Here is a 16620-nt window from a genome sequence, read left to right as displayed (position 1 = left end):
GGGTGCGGACGCGGTGCGGTGCGGGCGGAGGGAGCCGAGGGCTCCGCGCAGAGGCTACTGATCAACCGCCAGAAGGGCGAGGAAAAACGGAAAATGACCGTCCGTTCTGGCCCATCACCTGCGACTTGTCCGCAATGCGGCCCGTCCGCCGCGCCCTCGCGTCCGCCCCGCACAATACGGGGTGCCGGCCCGGGGGCGAAACGTGCCTGCCCGCGAACTCGGCCTATGGGTCGCACACTTGGCAGCTCACTCCGGGGCGTGTGGACCGGCGGCGCGGCCTCCCTCCCCGGCGCGGGGTTCTCGGGCGGAGGGGTGCGGCTGTCGGCGGTGGGCCGCGAGCGGGACGCCGAGGTGGGTTCGGGCGTCTTCGACTCGGTCGTGGTGCCGCCCGGAGAGGAGGCCACCGCGGCAGGCCGACCGCGCGGCGGGGCCGGGGCGGCCTACGGGGTGATGTCCGGCTGGGGGCGTGCGGCGAGGCGCGGCCCTGGTCGCGGGCGGCCTCGGGGCCGCCTACCGGCTCACGCGGCGGTGGACGAGGGAGGACGCCGCGTCCCGAGCGCCACGGGCCCCGGGCCGCGGTACGGGGGCGGGGCCGGTCAGGCGTCCGGCCGGTCCCTCTCCTCGGCGCGGCCGCGCAGCCAGAGCAGTCCGCCGCCGATCACCGCCGCGGCGACCAGTCCGCCGCCGACCAGCATGTCCGCGTCATGGGCGGCCTGTTCGCCCGAGCCTCCGCTTCCGCCGCGTACCCCGCCGTGGAAGACGGTGAGGGCCGAGGACCGGGTCAGCCGCAGCCCGCCGCAGCGCACGGTGACGTCGTAGCGGCCGGGGGCGACCGAACGCTCGACGACGGCACCGGCCCGGACGGTGTCCCCGTCCTCGGCGCGGTGCAGCGGGGTACGGGCGAAGGCGGGCGACTCGACGGTGCCCTCGGCGCAGTCGGCTCCCCGTACCGCCACGGTCAGGCCGGTCCCGCGCGCCACGGCCGCGGGGGCGACGACGACCTCGGCCGATCCTGCCCGCGCGGACCACGCGGCGGGGGCGGCGAGAGCGAGAGCCACGGCGGCGAGACCGGCGGCCAGGGCTGGGGTGGTGCGCATGAGGGTGCCCTCCCGGAGGGCGCCCCGGGGTCCGGTCCCGGTTCGACGGTGCGAGCGCCTCCGTGACCGACCTTCGGCCGGTGGCGGGGCCGCCGCATGTCGGGGTACCCCCGTCCGGTGGACCTGACCGGCCGTGAGATCCGCGAAGGGAGGATCATCGCCCCAGGTCACACGCGGGCGCGGGGGTTGCGCCGGTCGTACCCGGACGGCGCAGGCACTGCGGTCGGCCGCCGCGACGGCCCCGGTGGCGGGGGGGGCTCCCGCCCGCGGGGTGGGCCCACCCGTTCGCCGTCGCGCTGTCGCCGCCCCGAGGGGGCGCGCCTAGCGTGCTGGCAACAGGGGCGGCGACGTGCCGGTGGGGCGGACAGGGCCCCGCGGGGACGGCGCCCCGACAGCGGTGTGCCGAGGCCGACGAGGAGGGACGAGGAGGACGGATGAGCACTTCCGGCGCGGGGAATCCATGGCGCCGGGCGGCGCCGTGGGGGCTCGTCGCGCTCGTCCTGCTGACCGGACTCGCCCTGATGCGCCACGGCTGCGGCGAGGTCACGAGCGGTCCGCCGCAGCCCGCCTCCTCCGCGGCGGCGGCCACGGGCCGCTCCCCCGCTCCCGCCGCCGGGCGGGTGCTGGGCTTCTCCGTCCCGCGCCGGGTGCGGATACCGGCGATATCGGTGGACGCGCCGGTGCGCCCGGTGGGCCTGGACCGGGAGGGCTGGGTCGCGGCCCCGCCGCCCGCCGACCCGAACCTGGCGGGCTGGTTCACTGGGGGCGTCTCGCCCGGTCAGCGGGGCGCCGCGGTGATCGTCGGGCACGTCGACAACGACCGCGGCCCCGCCGTGTTCTACGGCCTCGGGGCCCTGCGCAAGGGGCACCGGGTGGAGGTGGAGCGGGCGGACGGGGGGACCGCCGTGTTCGAGGTGTACGGCGTCGAGGTCTTCTCGAAGGAGAGCTTCCCCGGCGAGCGGGTGTACGGGCCCACCGGCGGGCCGGAGCTGCGGGTCATCACGTGCGGCGGGCGGTACCGCAGGGGCTCGGGCTACGAGGGGAACGTCGTGGTCTTCGCCCGCGAGGTCGCGATCCGCCGGCCGGCCGCACCAGGAGCACCACCGACGCCCCGGAAGGGGGGTGGCCGGGCTCCGCTTCCCTCACCGGGGGGAAGCGGGTGATCGCTCCGCCCGCCCACCCACTAATCTCTCTGCGTGACCGAACAGCAGCCACATCAGTTCGAACGCGGCACCGACGGCCCGAAAGTGATCCTCGTGGGGGTCGACGGCTCGGCCTCCTCGATGCGCGCGGCCGCGTACGCGGGGGGTCTGGCCCGTAGGCAGCGGGCCCTGCTCGTCCTCGTGTACGTCAAGCCGGTGCTGTCGGCGGGCGCCACGATGGGCGCTCCGGTGGCCGACACCACCGACGAGATCGCCAGCAGCCTGGTCGCCGACATCAAGCGGTCGACGGAGCAGGTCAAGGACATCTTCGACGTGCGGTGGGAGTTCCACACCTTCCGGGGCGACCCCTATACGGGGCTCGTGACGGCGGCCGACGAACTCCAGGCGGACGCCGTCGTGGTGGGCGCCTCGGAGCAGGCCGGGCACCGCTTCGTCGGTTCGGTCGCGATCCGCCTCGTCAAGGCGGGGCGCTGGCCGGTCACCGTCGTGCCGTGACCGGACGCGCGCTCAACGCCCCGTCCGCAGACCGCTTCCGGCGGCCTTCCGGCGGAGGACGACCGCGCGCAGCCGCTCGCGTACGGCGCTGAGGTCCCTGCCGTGCGCGACCGCCTCGGGCACGTTGACCACCCGGGCGGCCCCGGTGTCGGACCACTGCGGTACGTACTCGGCCTTCCGCACCGTCCGGCGTCCGCAGGACCGTTCGGGCGGGGCGAAGGTGAAGCGGGGTGTCGCGACATCACGTCACATACGGTGTCACGACAGGCCATACAAGCGCACCGCTCGTGCAAGGCTCCGTCCGGCCGGGGGCCGACGTGACCCCAATAGCCCCGCGCGCCCGCCCCCTGGTGGCTTGCGGCCGGGGGCCGCTCCCCCACTGCCGTCGTCCGGGGCCGGTCGCCCGCTCGTCGCACCACTCACCGACGCCTTCGACCGTCCGTCGCACAGCCGCGCGGGGCTATGGCCGTACGGCGCCGGCTGCGCTGCCATACCGCCATGACACCGCCGACGACGACGTTGCCTGAGGTCCGCCGGACCCTTCACCAGGGCCGGACCGCCTTCCCCCGCCACCGCCGCACCGGCGAACGGGCCGGGGAACGCGAACTGGCCGAGGTGCAGCGGGTCCACGGCCACGCCCTGTTCGGACTGCTGCTGCGACTGTCGGACGGCGACCGGCAGCGCGCCGAGGACCTCGTGCAGGAGACCTTCCTCCGGGTCTGGCAGCACCCGGAGGCGCTGCGCGCCGACTACGCCTCGCTCCGGCCGTGGCTGTTCACGGTGGGCAGGAGGCTCGCGATCGACGCCCGCAGGGCCCGGCAGGCGCGGCCCGCCGAGGTGCAGGGCGCGGTCCTGGAGGGCGCGCGGGTGAGCGCGGACCACGCCGAGCGCTCGGCGGCCGCGCTGGACGTACGCGAGGCCCTGCGCACCCTCAGCCCCGAGCACCGCGAGGTCCTGGTGCAGGTGTACTTCCGGGGGGCGAGCGTGGCGGAGGCGGCGGCCGTGCTGGGCATTCCCGAGGGCACCGTCAAATCGCGCGCATACTACGCACTGCGGGTTCTGCGCGGGATTCTGCCGGGATACGCCCCGTCGGCCCTCTGAAACCGGACACTGGGTCAAGTCTCCGCAAAGCCCCTTGCTGAAGGGCCCCTTCAGGTAATCGGCTGTACCCGTCCGCACATCCGCGGCGTCCGGTCCCGCCGTGCGCGGAGTCCCGCGCGCCCGCTCGCGCGGCATAGGCCGGGGGCCAGTGACCACTGCACGGACCTGGAGGAGGACGGACACCATGGGACACGGGGAAGGCGCCGTGAGCGGCGAACTGACGGTGCCGATGGGGTGGCTGTACGCCGAGTACATCGCCGACGAACTGCTGCGCACGGGCGACTTGATGCCGCCGACCTCCTTCGAGTTCCGGGCGGGGCGGGACGCCCTGGCGCTCACCGTGTTCCTCGCCGACACCGAGGGCGAGTTGAGCGGCATCCGCGTCATCACCCAGCTGGAGACCTGGCTGTCGCTGACCGCGTACGACCAGCCCTGGCAGGACTGGGTCGCCGAGCGTCTGCACCTGCTGGAGAGAGGGGCGCCCGCCGGCAGCACCGCCGAGGCCGATCTGGTGCTCGCGGCGGCGGCCTGGCGCTGGCTGCGGGAGACGGAACTGCTCGCCCCCGACCTGGATGCCGTGCCCGGCGCGGGTCCGGTCCCCGAGGAGGAGAACGGGCCGAAGGTGTGGACGCCGGCCTGGCGGCTGGGGCTGCCGCTGGGGCACCTCGCCATCCACCTGTTCTGAGTCCGGCGGAGAGGGACTGGCGGACGCGGGCCGGGGCCCGGCGAGCGGGGTCGCGCCGCGCGTTCAGCCCTCCTCGCGGCGCGCCGTCCGCGGTGTGGAGTGCACACCGGGACGGTACTTGGGCAGCCGTACCGTGATGCGGGTACCGGCCCCCACCCCCGTCTCGATGACCAGCCCGTACGCGTCGCCGAAGACCTGCCGCAGCCGCTCGTCCACGTTGAGCAGCCCGATGCCGGTCGAGGGGCCGCCCTCGCCGCGCAGGATGCGGCGCAGCCGCCCGGGTTCCATACCGACCCCGTCGTCCTCGATGACCACCTCGGCCTCCGCGCCCGCGTCCCGGGCGCCGATGGTGATGCGGCTGCGGGTCACCGCGCCTTCCAGTCCGTGTTTGACGGCGTTCTCCACGAGCGGTTGCAGGCACAGGAAGGGCAGGCTCACGGGCAGCACCTCGGGGGCGATCTGGAGGGTGACCGAGAGCCGGTCCCCGAAGCGGGCCCGGACCAGCGCGAGGTACTGGTCGATGGAGTGCAGTTCGTCGGCGAGCGTCGTGAAGTCGCCGTGGCTGCGGAAGGAGTAGCGGGTGAAGTCGGCGAACTCCAGCAGGAGTTCCCGCGCCCTTTCGGGGTCGGTGCGTACGAAGGAGGCGATCGCGGCGAGGGAGTTGAAGATGAAGTGCGGGGAGATCTGGGCCCGCAGCGCCCTGATCTCCGCCTCGATGAGCCGGGTGCGGGAGTTGTCCAGTTCGGCGAGTTCGAGCTGTACCGAGACCCAGCGAGCCACCTCGTCGGCGGCGCGGGCCAGTACCGCCGACTCGCGCGGCGCGTAGGTCACCAGGGCGCCCAGCAACCGGTGTTCGACCACGACGGGGGCGGCGACCGCCCAGCGCAGCGGGCAGTCCGGGTTTCCGCAGCCGCAGGCGAAGGCGGCGCCGCGCCCCGATTCGAGGACCGCGGCGACCTGTTCCATGACGCGCCGCGCGTGGTGCTCCCCGTGCCCGTCCCAGGCCAGCACCCGCCTCCGGTCGGTGAGGCACAGGGCGTCGGTGCCGAGCAGGGACCGCAGGCGGCGCAGGGCTTTGCGGGCGCTCTCCTCGGTCAGCCCCGCGCGCAGCGGGGGCGCGGCGAGCGAGGCGGTGTGCAGGGTGTCGAAGGTCGCGCGCTCCACGGGGGTGCCCAGATCGCTGCGGCCGGCCGGGTGCGCGGTGCGCCGTCCGAGCAGGAAACCGCCGGCCAGCAGGACGGGGCAGAGTGCGAGGAGCAGGGCGGTCGCGGTCACGGCGGGGGTCCTTCCGGACGGGCCGCGCTCACCGTGGTCCGCCCGCCGGGTCCTCGTCGGCGCTCAGCGACTCGGGCAGGTGCAGCCTGGTCATGGTCGCGCTGGTGTGCGGGGGGACGCTGCCCGGAGTCGCGAGGGAGACCAGGATCATCGCGAGGAAACCGACCGGGACCGACCACACGGCGGGCCAGGCCAGGAGGGTGTGCAGCCAGCCGTGCCGTACGAGTCCGGCGACGGTGAGGGCCACCGCGAGCATCGCGGAGCCGCCGCCCGCGAGAAGTCCGGCGACGGCGCCCGGCGGGGTCAGCCGCCGCCACCAGATGCCGAGCACGAGCAGCGGGCAGAAGGAGGAGGCCGACACGGCGAAGGCCATCCCGACGGCGTCGGCGACCGGGACGCCGTCGACGAGCAGGGTGCCGCCGAGCGGGACGGCGACGGAGAGCACGGTGGCGAGCCGGAAGTGCCGCAGTCCGCGCGGAGGCAGCACGTCCTGGGTGAGCACTCCGGTGACGGCCATCGTGAGCCCGGAGGCGGTGGACAGGAAGGCGGCGAAGGCGCCGCCCGCGACGAGGGCGCCGAGCAGGTCCCCGCCGAGCCCTCCGACGATCCGGCCGGGCAGCAGGAGGACGGTGGCGTCGGCGGCGTCGGTGGTACGGGGGTCGCTCAGCCCGGGGGCGTAGAGCGTGCCGAGCCAGCCGTACAGCGGGGGCAGCAGGTAGAAGGCGCCGATCAGGGCGAGGACGACGACGGTGGTGCGGCGCGCGGTGCGTCCGTCCGGGCTCGTGTAGAAGCGCACCACGACGTGCGGCAGGCCCATGGTGCCGAGGAAGGTCGCGACGATGAGCCCGTAGGTCGCGTACAGCGGATGGTCCGCGCGGCTGGTGGCGAGCGGCTGATCGGCGCCGGCCCCGCCCCAGGAGGCGGCGTCGGCGCCCGGACCGGTGGGCGTGCCCGGGTCTCCGTGCCAGGCCAGCAGCAGGAAGAGGGCGGGCACGAGCAGGGCGGTGAGTTTGAGCCAGTACTGGAACGCCTGGACGAAGGTGATGCTGCGCATGCCGCCGGCCGCGACCGAGAGGATCACCACGGCCGCGACGAGCGCCCCGCCGAACCAGCGGGGCGAGCCGGTGAGGATCTGGAGGGTGAGGCCCGCGCCCTGGAGCTGGGGCAGCAGATAGAGCCAGCCGACGCCGACGACGCAGCCGCTGACCATGCGCCGCACCGCCGAGGACTCAAGCCGGCCCTCCGCGAAGTCGGGCAGCGTGTAGGCGCCCGAGCGGCGCAGCGGGGCGGCGACGAAGACGAGCAGGACGAGGTAGCCGGCGGTGTAGCCGACCGGGTACCACAGCATGTCCGGACCGTGCAGAAGCACGAGTCCCGCGACGCCGAGGAAGGAGGCCGCGGACAGGTACTCGCCACTGATGGCGGCGGCGTTGAGGGCGGGCCCGACGGTGCGGGAGGCGACGTAGAAATCGGAGGTGGTGCGCGAGACGCGCAGGCCGAAGCCGCCGATGAGCACGGTCGCGAGCACCACGACGGCGACCGCCGGGATCGCGTACGCCTGGTTCACGGTGCGGCCGGCCCCCGCGTCCGCGCCGGGCCCCGGGGGCGTTCGGCCCCGCGCACGAGGCGCACGAAGTCCCGTTCGTTGCGTTCGGCGCGGCGTACGTAGGCCCAGGCGATCAGGACGAGGAAGGGGTAGCAGCCGACGCCGAGGACGGCCCAGACCACGGTGGCGTTGCGCAGCGCCCCGAAGAACAGCGGGAGCGTGGTCACGGGCAGCACGAGGACGGCGAACGCGGCCAGTCCGGTACGCAGTTGGCTGCGCATGAGGGAGCGCACGTAGGCGGCTCCGAGGGTGGTCTGTTCGTGGATCTCCGACGGGGCGCGCCGCCCGGGGAGCCGGCGCACGGTCCTGGGCTCCCCCGTCACGATCTCACGCCGGGGCACTTGCTCTGCGGGCACGGGCGGAGTGTAGGCGGGTGGCGGGCGGAGGGGGAAGGGCGGTGCGGCTCAGCGCCCGGCCCGTTCGACGAGGAGTTCGCGCAGCCGGCTCGCGTGCCGCCGGGAGACGGACAGTTCGGCGCCGCCGATGCGCACGCTCATCCCGCCGCCGTCCATGCGCAGTTCCTCGATGCGGTGCAGGGCGACGAGGTGGCTGCGGTGGACGCGTACGAAGCCGTGCGGCTGCCAGCGCTCCTCCAGGGTGGAGAGCGGGATGCGGACGAGGTGGCTGCTCTCACCGGTGTGCAGGCGCGCGTAGTCGCCCTGTGCCTCGGCGTACGCGATGTCGGCGACCGGTACGAGGCGGGTGACGCCGCCGAGTTCGACCGGGACGTGTTCGGCGGCGGTCGCGGGCAGCGCGGCGGGGCGGCGCTGCTGGTCGCGGGCCTCGATCCGCTCCACGACTCGGCGTACGGCCTCGGCGAGCCGTTCCCTGCGCACCGGTTTGAGGACGTAGTCGACGGCCTTCAGGTCGAAGGCGCGTACCGCGAAGTCCTCGTGGGCGGTGACGAAGACGATGAGGGGCGGGCGGGCGAATCCGGTGAGCAGCCGGGCCACGTCCAGACCGGTGAGCCCGGCCATCCGGATGTCGAGGAACAGCACGTCGAAGGCGTCGGCGCCCGGTTCGTCGCCCGCGTCGAGGGCATGGCCGAGCCGGCGCAGCGCGCCGGTCGCGTCGGTCGCCCCCTCGACGCCGGCCACCCGGGGGTCGGCCCGCAGCAGGTAGAGCAGTTCGGCGAGCGCGGGTTCCTCGTCGTCCACAGCCAGTACGCGCAGCATGTCGCTGGAGTGTAGGGGCTGCCGGGGACACCGCCAATGGGCGTGTCCCGCGCGGTCCCGCGGCGGCGGTCATCTGAGCAGGCGGGAGAGTCTGCGGTCGGCGAGGGGTCTCCCCCCGGTCTGGCAGGTGGGGCAGTACTGGAGGGAGGAGTCGGCGAAGGACACCTCGCGGATCGTGTCGCCGCACACGGGGCAGGGTTCGCCGGTGCGGCCGTGCACGCGCAGCCCGCTCTTCTTCTCGGCCTTCAGCCGGCCGGCGGCGACCCCGCGCGAGCGTTCGACGGCCTCCTCCAGCGTCGTGCGCAGGGCCTCGTGGAGGCGGGTGGTCTCGTCCTCGGTGAGGCGGCCGGCGTTCTTGAACGGGGACATCTTCGCGGCGTGCAGGATCTCGTCGCTGTAGGCGTTGCCGATCCCGGCGATCAGGCTCTGGTCGCGCAGGGCGCCCTTGAGCTGTCTGCTCTCCCCGCGCAGCAGGGCGGCGAAGGCGTCGCGGCCGAAGTCGTCGGCGAGCGGGTCGGGGCCGAGCCGGGCGATGCCGGGAACGCGCAGGGGGTCCTCGGTGACGTACACGGCGAGACGTTTCTGGGTGCCGGCCTCGGTGAGGTCGAAGCCCTGTCCGTCCTCCAGGGCGACGCGCAGGGCGAGGGGCCCTTTGCCGGGGCGGGGCGGAGCCTCGGGAAGACGGTCCTGCCAGCGCAGCCAGCCGGCGCGGGCGAGGTGGGTCACGAGGTGCGGCCCGCCGCCGGTCCCCATGTCGAGGAACTTGCCGTGGCGCCGCACCGAGGTGACCTCGCGCCCCTCCAGAGCGGTGAGCGGTGGGTCGTACGTCTTGAGGACGTTGATCGCGACGGGCAGGACGCGCGTCACGGTGTGACCGACGAGGTGGTCGTCGAGGAAACCCCGCAGGGCCTCGACCTCGGGCAGCTCGGGCATGCTCCCAGGGTGCCGCCTCGGGCGCGCGGAGGCGAACCGGAGGCGTCCGGCGGCCGCGGTCCAGCCACGGCCGGGTCCGCGGCGGCTCGGGACGTGGGCCGGTCGGGGACGTGGGCCGGTCGGGGACGTGGGCGGGGGGCGTGGGCCGGTCGGGGGCGCGGGCTCCCCGGAGTCGTGCGGAGCGGTGCGCCGGCTTCAGCTCGCCCGGGACACGGCGGGGCCGAAGGAGTGGTACTCGGTCACGTCCAGGAAGCGGGCGGCGACGGGTGCCTCCTTGCCCTCGTCCGCCCCGGGACCCGGTGACCTTTCCGGGCGTAGGGCTCCTGGGGACGCCAGGCCCCATGGTGAGAGGGCCGTCGTGGTCGCGGCGCCGGGGGGCGGGTCCACCATCCGTCGGGCGGCGCGGGGATCAGTACCCCTGCCCGCGGCCGGGCGGCGCGGGGATCACGAACTCGCACCACACGCACTTGCCGTTGCCCCGGCCCTCGACCCCCCAGTCGTCGGCGAGGAGGTCGACGAGGAGCAGTCCGCGGCCCGAGACCCCTTCGGGGCGGGTCGGGCGGCGGCGCGGGAGGACGCTGGAGGCGTCCTCGACCTCGATGCGCAGGCGGCGCTCCGGGCCGTCGCGCAGGACGCGGAGGGTCACGACGCACTGTCCGTCGGTGTGGGTGAGGGCGTTGGTGATGAGTTCGTCGGCGACGAGTTCGGCCTCCTCCCCGCGGTCGCCGCCGCCCCACGCGTGGGCGGAGGAGCGGATGAGGTGGCGGGCCTGGGGGAGGTCGCGTGGTTGTCCCTGGGACACGGACTGCTGGAGCCGTCCGCCGTAGTGCGGGATACCGGCGGCGCGGCGGCGCAGCAGGAGGAGGGCCGCGTCGTCCTCGCCGCCGCGCTCCTCGACGGTCGCGGTGAGCTGGTCGGCGAGCAGCCGCAGATCGTGCGGCCCCCGGCCGACCTGGGCGATGAGCGCGTCGACGCCGTCGTCGAGGTCGGCCCCCGGCTGTTCGACGAGCCCGTCGGTGCACAGCAGGAGGGTCGCCCCGAGGTCGAGTTCGACGGTGGACACCGGGTAGCCGAGCGAGCCGAACTGGGTGCTCAGGCCCAGCGGCATCCCGCCCTCGACGGGAATCCGCCGGGCCGTGCCGTCGGGGCCGGCGAGGAGCGGGTCGAGGTGGCCGGCCCGGACGAGCTGGAGGACCCCGGTGGACAGGTCGGCCTCGGCGTACAGGCAGGTCGCGAAGCGGTCCGTGTCGAGTTCGTTGAGGAAGGCGGAGGTGCGGGCCATGACGGTGGCGGGCGGGTGGCCCTCGGCGGCGTAGGCGCGCAGGACGATACGCAGCTGGCCCATGACGGCGGCGGCGTGCGTGTCGTGCCCCTGGACGTCGCCGATGACGGCCCCGATCCGGCCGCCGGGCAGCGGGATCACGTCGTACCAGTCACCCCCGATGTCCCGCCCGTGCCGGGCCGCGCGGTAGCGGACGACGAGGTCGGCGCCCGCCACCGCGGGGATGGTGCGCGGCAGCATGGCGTGCTGGAGGTGCTGGGCGAGGTCCTTTTCCTGCTCGTAGAGCACGGCGCGCTGGAGGCTCTGCGCGAGGCTGCTGCCGAGGGCCACGAGGACGTTGCGCTCCTCGGCGGTGAACCCGCGTTTGTCGCGGTAGAGCAGGCCGATCGAGCCGATCGGCTCGCCCTGGGCGACGAGCGGGAGGTAGGCGGCCGCGGACACGCCGAGCCCCTCGATCCGGGGCCAGAGGGCGGGGTAGGCGACGGCGAAGGCTTCCGGGGTGCCGAGGAAGGCGGGCCGCAGGTTCCGGATGACGTCGCTCATCGGGTACGGGTCCTCCACCCGGGTCCAGCGGGTGCCCGGCACGTAGCCGCCCTCGGGCCCGTCGGCGACGAGGCGGATGCGGCCGTCCTCCAGGAGTCCCATGACGAGGTCGTCCGCGCCCAGCCGGGCGAGGCCGTGGCTCTTCTGGAGGACGTCGAGGACGTCCTTGACGGTGCGGGCCGAGGCGAGGGCCGCGGTGGTGCGCTGCACGATCCCGGTCTGGCGGCGCAGTTCCGCGGCCTGCTCGCGGCGGGCCGTGGTGTCGCGGAGTTCCTGGGTGGCGTCCCGGACGATGCCGAAGACGCGGCGGGCGCGGCCGGTGGAGTCGCGCCGGATGGTGCCCTGGGTGTGTGTCCAGCGCAGACCGCCCTCGGGCCGCCGTACCCGGAAGTAGGCGGCGTAGGTCTCGGAGCCCGCGCGGATCGTGTCCTTGATCATGTTGCCCATGCGGTCGCGTTCCGCGGCCGGCATCCGGGAGGAGGCCGTGGTGGCGAGTCCGTCGTAGCTCTCGGGGGTTACCCCGAAGATCGCCAGCGCCTGGCGGTCGAGATGCATGCGGCCGCTGTCGAGATCCCAGTCGAAGCTCCCCATCCTGTTCATGGCCAGGATGGGGTTCGGGCCGGCCGGCCAGTCCTCCGGCGCCGGCTGGGCAGTCGCTCCCGGTTCGGCCATGGAGCCACCTTCCCATCAGAGGGGCCATATCTCGATTTTTCACCTTCCCGGACCCTTCGCGCCCCCTCACTGACTCGTTCCTCCTCAGTGACTCCACTTACCCGAGTACGGGGACGCGCGCCTCCCGAAGCCGGAAATGTGGCATGAACTCGTCAAGACCATGCGTGTGGGCGAAACCAGCCGAACGGGGCGGGGAGGAAGCGGTCCGGCTCTCCTCCCCGCCCCGGCGCCCCTCAGCCCAGCAGCTCCCACACGTGGTCGTCGGTGCCGTTGTCCTCGAACTGCACGACGTGCGCCGAGTCGGCGGTGGACATGGTGTCCACGCCGAGCACCTTTCCCGAGTGCCGGTTGCGCAGCCGGAAGAAGCCCTCGCCGGTGTCCGGCACGAACCGCCACAGGTGGTCGTCGGTGTCGCTGTCGTCGAACTGCACGACGTGGGCCGAGTCGGCCGTGGACATACCGTCCACGCCGAGCACCTTCCCACTGTGCCTGTTGCGCAGCCGGTACCAGCCGTCGCCCTCCGGGACGGGTTCCCACAGGTGGTCGTCGGTGCCGTTGTCCTGGAACTGCACGACGTGGGCCGAGTTGGCCGTGGACATGCCGTCCACGCCGAGCACCTTCCCGCTGTGCTTGTTGCGCAGCCGGTACCACCTACGGCTCAGCCAGGCGTGGCCCGAGGTGCTCGCGGTGGGGAAGGAGGTGACGCGCAGCCGGGCGGCGCCCATCGGGACGAGGGTGACCGTCTCCACGGGTTCCGCGGTACGGGCGGGGCTGTCCTGGAGCGGCCACACCACCTGTTGGGCGTCGGCGCTCCAGTCGGGCAGCCGGCGGGCGCGGGCGGTGAGGGCGAGCGGGGTTCCCTCCAGGGTGAAGGGGTCGGCCGCCGCCCCCGTCCGCCGCCGGACCGGGCGCAGAGCGGCGGTGGGATCGGCCGCGTCGAGGACGAGCCCGTAGTTCCACGGGCCGCTCGCGTGCACGGCGTACTCGGGGAACCGGTCGCTGCCACCGATGCGTTCGTACGTCTCGCCGACGCGCAGCGAGTACGTGAGCGGGCCCCGGTCGACGCTCACGGAGTCGTGGTTGTCCTGCCAGGTGCGCACGGTGGTGCGCTGGGGCAGGCGCAGGACGACGGTGTCGCCGTCCGACCAGATGCGCTCGACGCGGGTGAAGGCGGGACCCGCCGGGGCGTCCACGGGGCTGCCCGCGACGGTGAGCCGCGGGCCCTCGCACCACGCGGGGATGCGCAGTCGCAGCGGGAAGGAGACCTTCTTCGCGGTGTGGACGGTGAAGGTGACGGTGTCGCCGAAGGGGTACTCGGTGTCCTCGGTGACGGTGACCTCGCTGCCGTCGGCGACGGTGGCGGTGACCTCGCTGGGCGCGTACATCGCGGCGGCCAGGCCCCGGTCGGGGCTGGCGAGCCACAGTTCCTCCGTGAAGTACGGCCATCCCATGCCGTAGTTGTGCGGGCAGCAGCGGTACTGGTCGACGCCGGGCAGGTACGCCTGCATCGCGAAGCCGTTCTGGAACTGCCGGTCGGTCTTGACCCGGTTGTCGAGGTCGACGCTGTTGGCGCTGGTGACGTAGTGGATGGCCTTCCCGGAGGGATCGAGCGCGGCGGGCAGCGAGTTGAAGGCGAGGTCCTCGCAGCGGTCGGCCCACAGGGGGTCCCCGGTGAGGCGGGTCAGCAACTGGTGGCTGGCCATGAACTCGACGATTCCGCAGCTCTCGAAGCCCTGCCGGGGGTCGTCGTGCCCCTCCCGGATGTTCTCGTCGCCCGCGAAGCCCCCGCCGGGGAACTGTCCGTGGGCCAGGGCGAGTCGGTAGGTGTCGTAGGTGGCACGGGTATCGGCCTCCCGCCCGCTGCGCAACGCGTACTGGGCGGGTTCGCGGAAGCCCTGGGCGATGTTGACGTTGTGCGGGCCGGCCAGCCGGGCGGACCAGTCGGCGCCGTTCGCGTGGATCTTGTCGACGAGGTCCAGCAGGAAGGTGTCGCCGGTGCGGTTGTAGAGCCAGTAGACGCTGTCCAGCCCGTCGCCCCAGCGCAGCGACACCCAGCTGGTGTTGAAGGCGCCGGGGCCCTGGGCGTTCATGTACCGGAAGAAGGCGGTGAGGAAGGGCACGACGCGCTCGTCGCCGTCGTACTCCTGCCAGGAGCGCATCGCCTGGATCAGGGGGAGGAAGGGCCAGAAGTCCGGTCCGCCGTTCAGGGAGGTGCGCAGACGGCCGGGTCCGAAGAAGCCGTCGTCCTGTCCGGTGGCGAGGATCGCGTCCATCCAGCGGCGCACCTCGGTCAGCGCCGCGCGGTCGCGGGTGACGACGGCCAGGTCGACGTATCCGCGCAGCCAGTACGGCAGTTCCTCCCAGCCCTCCTTCTCCGGGTGGACCCAGCCGGTGGTGTCGAAGTCCAGGAAGTGGGAGATGTCGGCGTACCGCCCGCACAGTCCGTCCAGTTCCTTGCCGAGCTGGACGGCGAGCCAGCCCTTCGGGGTGACGGCCTGGGGCGGCAGTCGCAGGAAGGCGGTGGGCGCGAGCGGCGCGGCGTTCGGGGTGTAGTGGCCACCGGGCGCGGGCCCGGTGCCGGCCCCGGCGGCGGTCGCGGCGCCGGCGAAGCGCCCGCCGAGCACGAGGGCGGCCGAGGCGGCCGCGGAGGCGGAGACGAACTGTCTGCGGTTCAGGTGCATGGTGGGGGCTCCTGGGTCCTGTCGGCTCGGCAGATCTGTTCGGTGGGGTGTCGGTGGGGTGGGCGCGGTCCCGGCGCGCCCCCTTGGCCCTCGTTCCTTGCAACGTTGGAAACGGGGAATCGGCGGTATGACAGCACGGACGACGGGGGCTGTCCAGGGGTCTCGCACACGCTGTGACGGGAGGGGGCGCGGCGCGGCGGGTGGCTCTCGCGTCCCGTCGGCGAGCGGACCGCGCGGCGCTCACCCGGACGGGCGGGGCGCGGTTTCGCGGTGCGGCGGGCCGGGGAGGGTGGGCGGCATGACCCCTCTGCCGCCCTCGCCCGTGTTCTCCGTGCTCGCTTCCGGTGCCTCCCGGATGAGCCCGGCCCTCGATCCGCGTGCCGTCCTGCTCGGTGTGGCCTCCGGGATGCGCAGTCAGTTCGGGCTGGCGGGCGTGGCCCTGACCACCCGCCGTGACGAGATCTCCCCGCCCGCCTCCCTGTTCCGGGGTCCGGCCGCGAAGGCGCTGTGCGCTCTGGGGGCGCTGGGCGAGTCGGCCGCCGACAAGGCACCCGCCGCCCCGAGCCGTCTCGGCGCGAAGGGGCTGCTGCCCCGGCTCGCCTTCGGCGCCCTCGCCTGCGCGGTCGTGGCCGGCCGGGAGGGGCGCGGCCCCGATGTCCCCGTCGCCGCCGCCACAGGGGCCGCGGCGGCGCTCGGCGGGGCGCTTCTGGGGGCGGCCTGGCGCAAGGCCTTCTCGCTGTGCGGCGCCCCCGATCCGCTCGCCGCGGTGGCGGAGGACCTGAGCGCGGCCCTGCTCGTTGCCTTCGTGTGCCTGTCGGGTCCCGACGGCACGACGAACATCGCCTAAGGCGGCGTGAGCGGCCCGACCTCTCGGGACGCGGCCCGCTCACCCGTCCGTGGGACGCCTGAGCAGGTGGGCCGGGCGGGCGGTCTCCTCGCCGGACTCCGGGGTCTCCTCCTCGCCGGGCCGGGTGGGCGGCGGGGTGGACTCCCAGGGCTTGGTGGAGTCGGGGCTCGGGCTGTCCGGTGCGCTCGACTCGGGCTCGGGCGGCGGCTTCGGGGTGTGCTCCGGGGCCGGTACGGTCCGGTCGTGGCCGCCGTCGTCGCCGACCGGCCGCTCCAGGTACAGACCGTGTGCGGGGTCGGCCAGGACGAGGGCGGGCAGCGCCCGGCTCGCGGGCGTCACGGCGTGTACCCGCCCGGCGCGGTAGTCGCTCCACGCCGTGCCGCGGTGTCCGCGCAGCGCGTCGCCCCCGGGCTCGCCGAGGGGGTTGCCGCACGCGCACCGCACCCGGGGCACCCCGCGCGCGTCGACGAGGACGGCGGTGCCGGCCTGGAGAACGGCCGGGTAGGTGGTGACCTCCTGGCCGCGGTAGCCGTGGGAGGTGACGAGGGTGTCGGCGCGCAGCGTCACCGGGGTGAGGTCGTCGAGGTAGCGGTCGAGGCCGTCGGCGGCGACGCCCGAGGCGCGGGCGAAGGCGGTGGCCCGGGACCGGTCCTTGGTCAGCAGCCGCGTCTGGCGCGCGACGTCGCAACTGCCGCGCGCCGGTGTCCCGGCGTACAGGCCGGGGCTGTCCCCGGTGACCCGGGCGGCGCGGGTGTCGTCCGCCGTGGCGGTGGGCACCGGCTGCTCCGTACGGGTGAGCGGCGGCGGGGTGCCGAGCACGCTGCCGGCGGTGAAGGCGTCGGGGCCCCGGTCCGCCGCGGCCTGGAGCAGCGGGCCGCCGGCCGCGCCGAGGCTGCGCTGCTGGGTGCCGCAGGCCCCGCACACCAGGGCGAGGACGGCGAGGCCGGCACCGGCGAGCGCGGCGGGGACGGACTGGTGGCGTGAGCGCACGGCGTCCTCCTGGCGGACGGAGCGGCGCGGGGGCGGGGGCCCCCGGGCCCCCCCGCCCCCCCGGCCCGGGCGGGG

General features: G+C 74.7%; 15 protein-coding genes. 5 read left to right on the top strand and 10 right to left on the bottom strand.

Features of this window, described 5'->3' with window-relative positions; translation table 11 throughout:
- Positions 1-596: 596 nt before the first annotated feature.
- A complete protein-coding gene (locus tag ACFYMP_RS08285; RefSeq protein WP_388852495.1) occupies positions 597-1097 on the bottom strand; it encodes a hypothetical protein in 501 nt (166 codons plus the stop codon).
- A 434-nt stretch (positions 1098-1531) separates the two neighbouring features.
- Between ACFYMP_RS08285 and ACFYMP_RS08280 the strand changes: the two genes are divergently transcribed.
- Together ACFYMP_RS08280 and ACFYMP_RS08275 are read left to right on the top strand one after the other, a co-directional pair.
- Positions 1532-2260 (top strand): class F sortase, encoded by a 729-nt coding sequence (locus tag ACFYMP_RS08280; protein ID WP_388852493.1) that lies wholly within the window; start codon positions 1532-1534, stop codon positions 2258-2260.
- Positions 2261-2293: 33 nt separating this feature from the next.
- Positions 2294-2755 carry a universal stress protein gene (locus ACFYMP_RS08275; RefSeq protein ID WP_388852490.1) on the top strand — a complete coding sequence of 154 codons (462 nt, stop codon included), beginning with the start codon at positions 2294-2296 and terminating at the stop codon, positions 2753-2755.
- A gap of 12 nt (positions 2756-2767) precedes the next feature.
- Here the strand turns inward: ACFYMP_RS08275 and ACFYMP_RS08270 are convergent, their stop codons facing one another.
- On the bottom strand, positions 2768-2938 hold the full coding sequence (locus ACFYMP_RS08270; protein ID WP_388852487.1) for a hypothetical protein: 171 nt from the start codon (positions 2936-2938) through the stop codon (positions 2768-2770).
- A 315-nt stretch (positions 2939-3253) separates the two neighbouring features.
- Here ACFYMP_RS08270 and ACFYMP_RS08265 point away from each other — a divergent pair, with 315 nt between their 5' ends.
- Together ACFYMP_RS08265 and ACFYMP_RS08260 are read left to right on the top strand one after the other, a co-directional pair.
- Positions 3254-3856, top strand: a complete 603-nt coding sequence (locus ACFYMP_RS08265; RefSeq protein ID WP_388852484.1) for a sigma-70 family RNA polymerase sigma factor — start codon at positions 3254-3256, stop codon at positions 3854-3856.
- A gap of 184 nt (positions 3857-4040) precedes the next feature.
- Positions 4041-4541 carry a hypothetical protein gene (locus tag ACFYMP_RS08260; protein WP_388852481.1) on the top strand — a complete coding sequence of 167 codons (501 nt, stop codon included), beginning with the start codon at positions 4041-4043 and terminating at the stop codon, positions 4539-4541.
- Positions 4542-4604: 63 nt separating this feature from the next.
- On the opposite strand, the gene ACFYMP_RS08255 is transcribed toward ACFYMP_RS08260, so the two are convergent.
- The 7 genes from ACFYMP_RS08255 to ACFYMP_RS08225 form a co-directional block, all read right to left on the bottom strand.
- The gene (locus ACFYMP_RS08255; RefSeq protein WP_388852478.1) at positions 4605-5816 is read right to left on the bottom strand and encodes a histidine kinase; all 1212 of its coding nucleotides are present in this window, start codon (positions 5814-5816) and stop codon (positions 4605-4607) included.
- A 28-nt stretch (positions 5817-5844) separates the two neighbouring features.
- A complete protein-coding gene (locus tag ACFYMP_RS08250) occupies positions 5845-7383 on the bottom strand; it encodes a cation acetate symporter (protein ID WP_388852475.1) in 1539 nt (512 codons plus the stop codon).
- Complete coding sequence (locus ACFYMP_RS08245) at positions 7380-7778, bottom strand: hypothetical protein (RefSeq protein WP_388852472.1); 399 nt, start codon at positions 7776-7778, stop codon at positions 7380-7382. The genes ACFYMP_RS08250 and ACFYMP_RS08245 overlap by 4 nt, the downstream gene beginning before the upstream one ends.
- A gap of 48 nt (positions 7779-7826) precedes the next feature.
- Positions 7827-8597: a LytR/AlgR family response regulator transcription factor gene (locus ACFYMP_RS08240; RefSeq protein WP_388852469.1), complete on the bottom strand. Its 771-nt coding sequence runs from the start codon at positions 8595-8597 to the stop codon at positions 7827-7829.
- 69 nt (positions 8598-8666) lie between these two features.
- Positions 8667-9530, bottom strand: coding sequence for an Fpg/Nei family DNA glycosylase (locus tag ACFYMP_RS08235; RefSeq protein ID WP_388852466.1), 864 nt, complete (start codon positions 9528-9530; stop codon positions 8667-8669).
- Between the two features lie 409 nt (positions 9531-9939).
- Entirely contained in the window at positions 9940-12027 is a 2088-nt protein-coding gene (locus tag ACFYMP_RS08230; RefSeq protein WP_388852463.1) for a SpoIIE family protein phosphatase, read from the bottom strand.
- A gap of 233 nt (positions 12028-12260) precedes the next feature.
- Positions 12261-14708, bottom strand: coding sequence for an RICIN domain-containing protein (locus ACFYMP_RS08225; protein ID WP_388852460.1), 2448 nt, complete (start codon positions 14706-14708; stop codon positions 12261-12263).
- Between the two features lie 298 nt (positions 14709-15006).
- On the opposite strand from ACFYMP_RS08225, the gene ACFYMP_RS08220 reads away from it, so the two are divergent.
- Complete coding sequence (locus ACFYMP_RS08220; RefSeq protein WP_388852457.1) at positions 15007-15555, top strand: hypothetical protein; 549 nt, start codon at positions 15007-15009, stop codon at positions 15553-15555.
- Positions 15556-15594: 39 nt separating this feature from the next.
- Here the strand turns inward: ACFYMP_RS08220 and ACFYMP_RS08215 are convergent, their stop codons facing one another.
- Positions 15595-16545 carry a DUF6777 domain-containing protein gene (locus ACFYMP_RS08215; protein ID WP_388852454.1) on the bottom strand — a complete coding sequence of 317 codons (951 nt, stop codon included), beginning with the start codon at positions 16543-16545 and terminating at the stop codon, positions 15595-15597.
- Between the last annotated feature and the right edge of the window lie 75 nt (positions 16546-16620).

Origin of the sequence: Streptomyces sp. NPDC007088 (genome assembly GCF_042869355.1) — a bacterium.
Lineage (GTDB): Bacteria > Actinomycetota > Actinomycetes > Streptomycetales > Streptomycetaceae > Streptomyces.
Note: the sequence above shows the minus strand (reverse complement) of the source record. Positions and strands in the feature narration are given on the sequence as shown.

What these genes read in the sequence shown, in the direction of transcription:
- ACFYMP_RS08285 (WP_388852495.1), bottom strand. Translation starts at nt 1,097, where the DNA reads ATGCGCACCACCCCAGCCCTGGCCGCCGGTCTCGCCGCCGTGGCTCTC.
- ACFYMP_RS08280 (WP_388852493.1), top strand. Translation starts at nt 1,532, where the DNA reads ATGAGCACTTCCGGCGCGGGGAATCCATGGCGCCGGGCGGCGCCGTGG.
- ACFYMP_RS08265 (WP_388852484.1), top strand. Translation starts at nt 3,254, where the DNA reads ATGACACCGCCGACGACGACGTTGCCTGAGGTCCGCCGGACCCTTCAC.
- ACFYMP_RS08260 (WP_388852481.1), top strand. Translation starts at nt 4,041, where the DNA reads ATGGGACACGGGGAAGGCGCCGTGAGCGGCGAACTGACGGTGCCGATG.
- ACFYMP_RS08240 (WP_388852469.1), bottom strand. Translation starts at nt 8,597, where the DNA reads ATGCTGCGCGTACTGGCTGTGGACGACGAGGAACCCGCGCTCGCCGAA.
- ACFYMP_RS08235 (WP_388852466.1), bottom strand. Translation starts at nt 9,530, where the DNA reads ATGCCCGAGCTGCCCGAGGTCGAGGCCCTGCGGGGTTTCCTCGACGAC.
- ACFYMP_RS08230 (WP_388852463.1), bottom strand. Translation starts at nt 12,027, where the DNA reads ATGGCCGAACCGGGAGCGACTGCCCAGCCGGCGCCGGAGGACTGGCCG.
- ACFYMP_RS08225 (WP_388852460.1), bottom strand. Translation starts at nt 14,708, where the DNA reads ATGCACCTGAACCGCAGACAGTTCGTCTCCGCCTCCGCGGCCGCCTCG.
- ACFYMP_RS08220 (WP_388852457.1), top strand. Translation starts at nt 15,007, where the DNA reads ATGACCCCTCTGCCGCCCTCGCCCGTGTTCTCCGTGCTCGCTTCCGGT.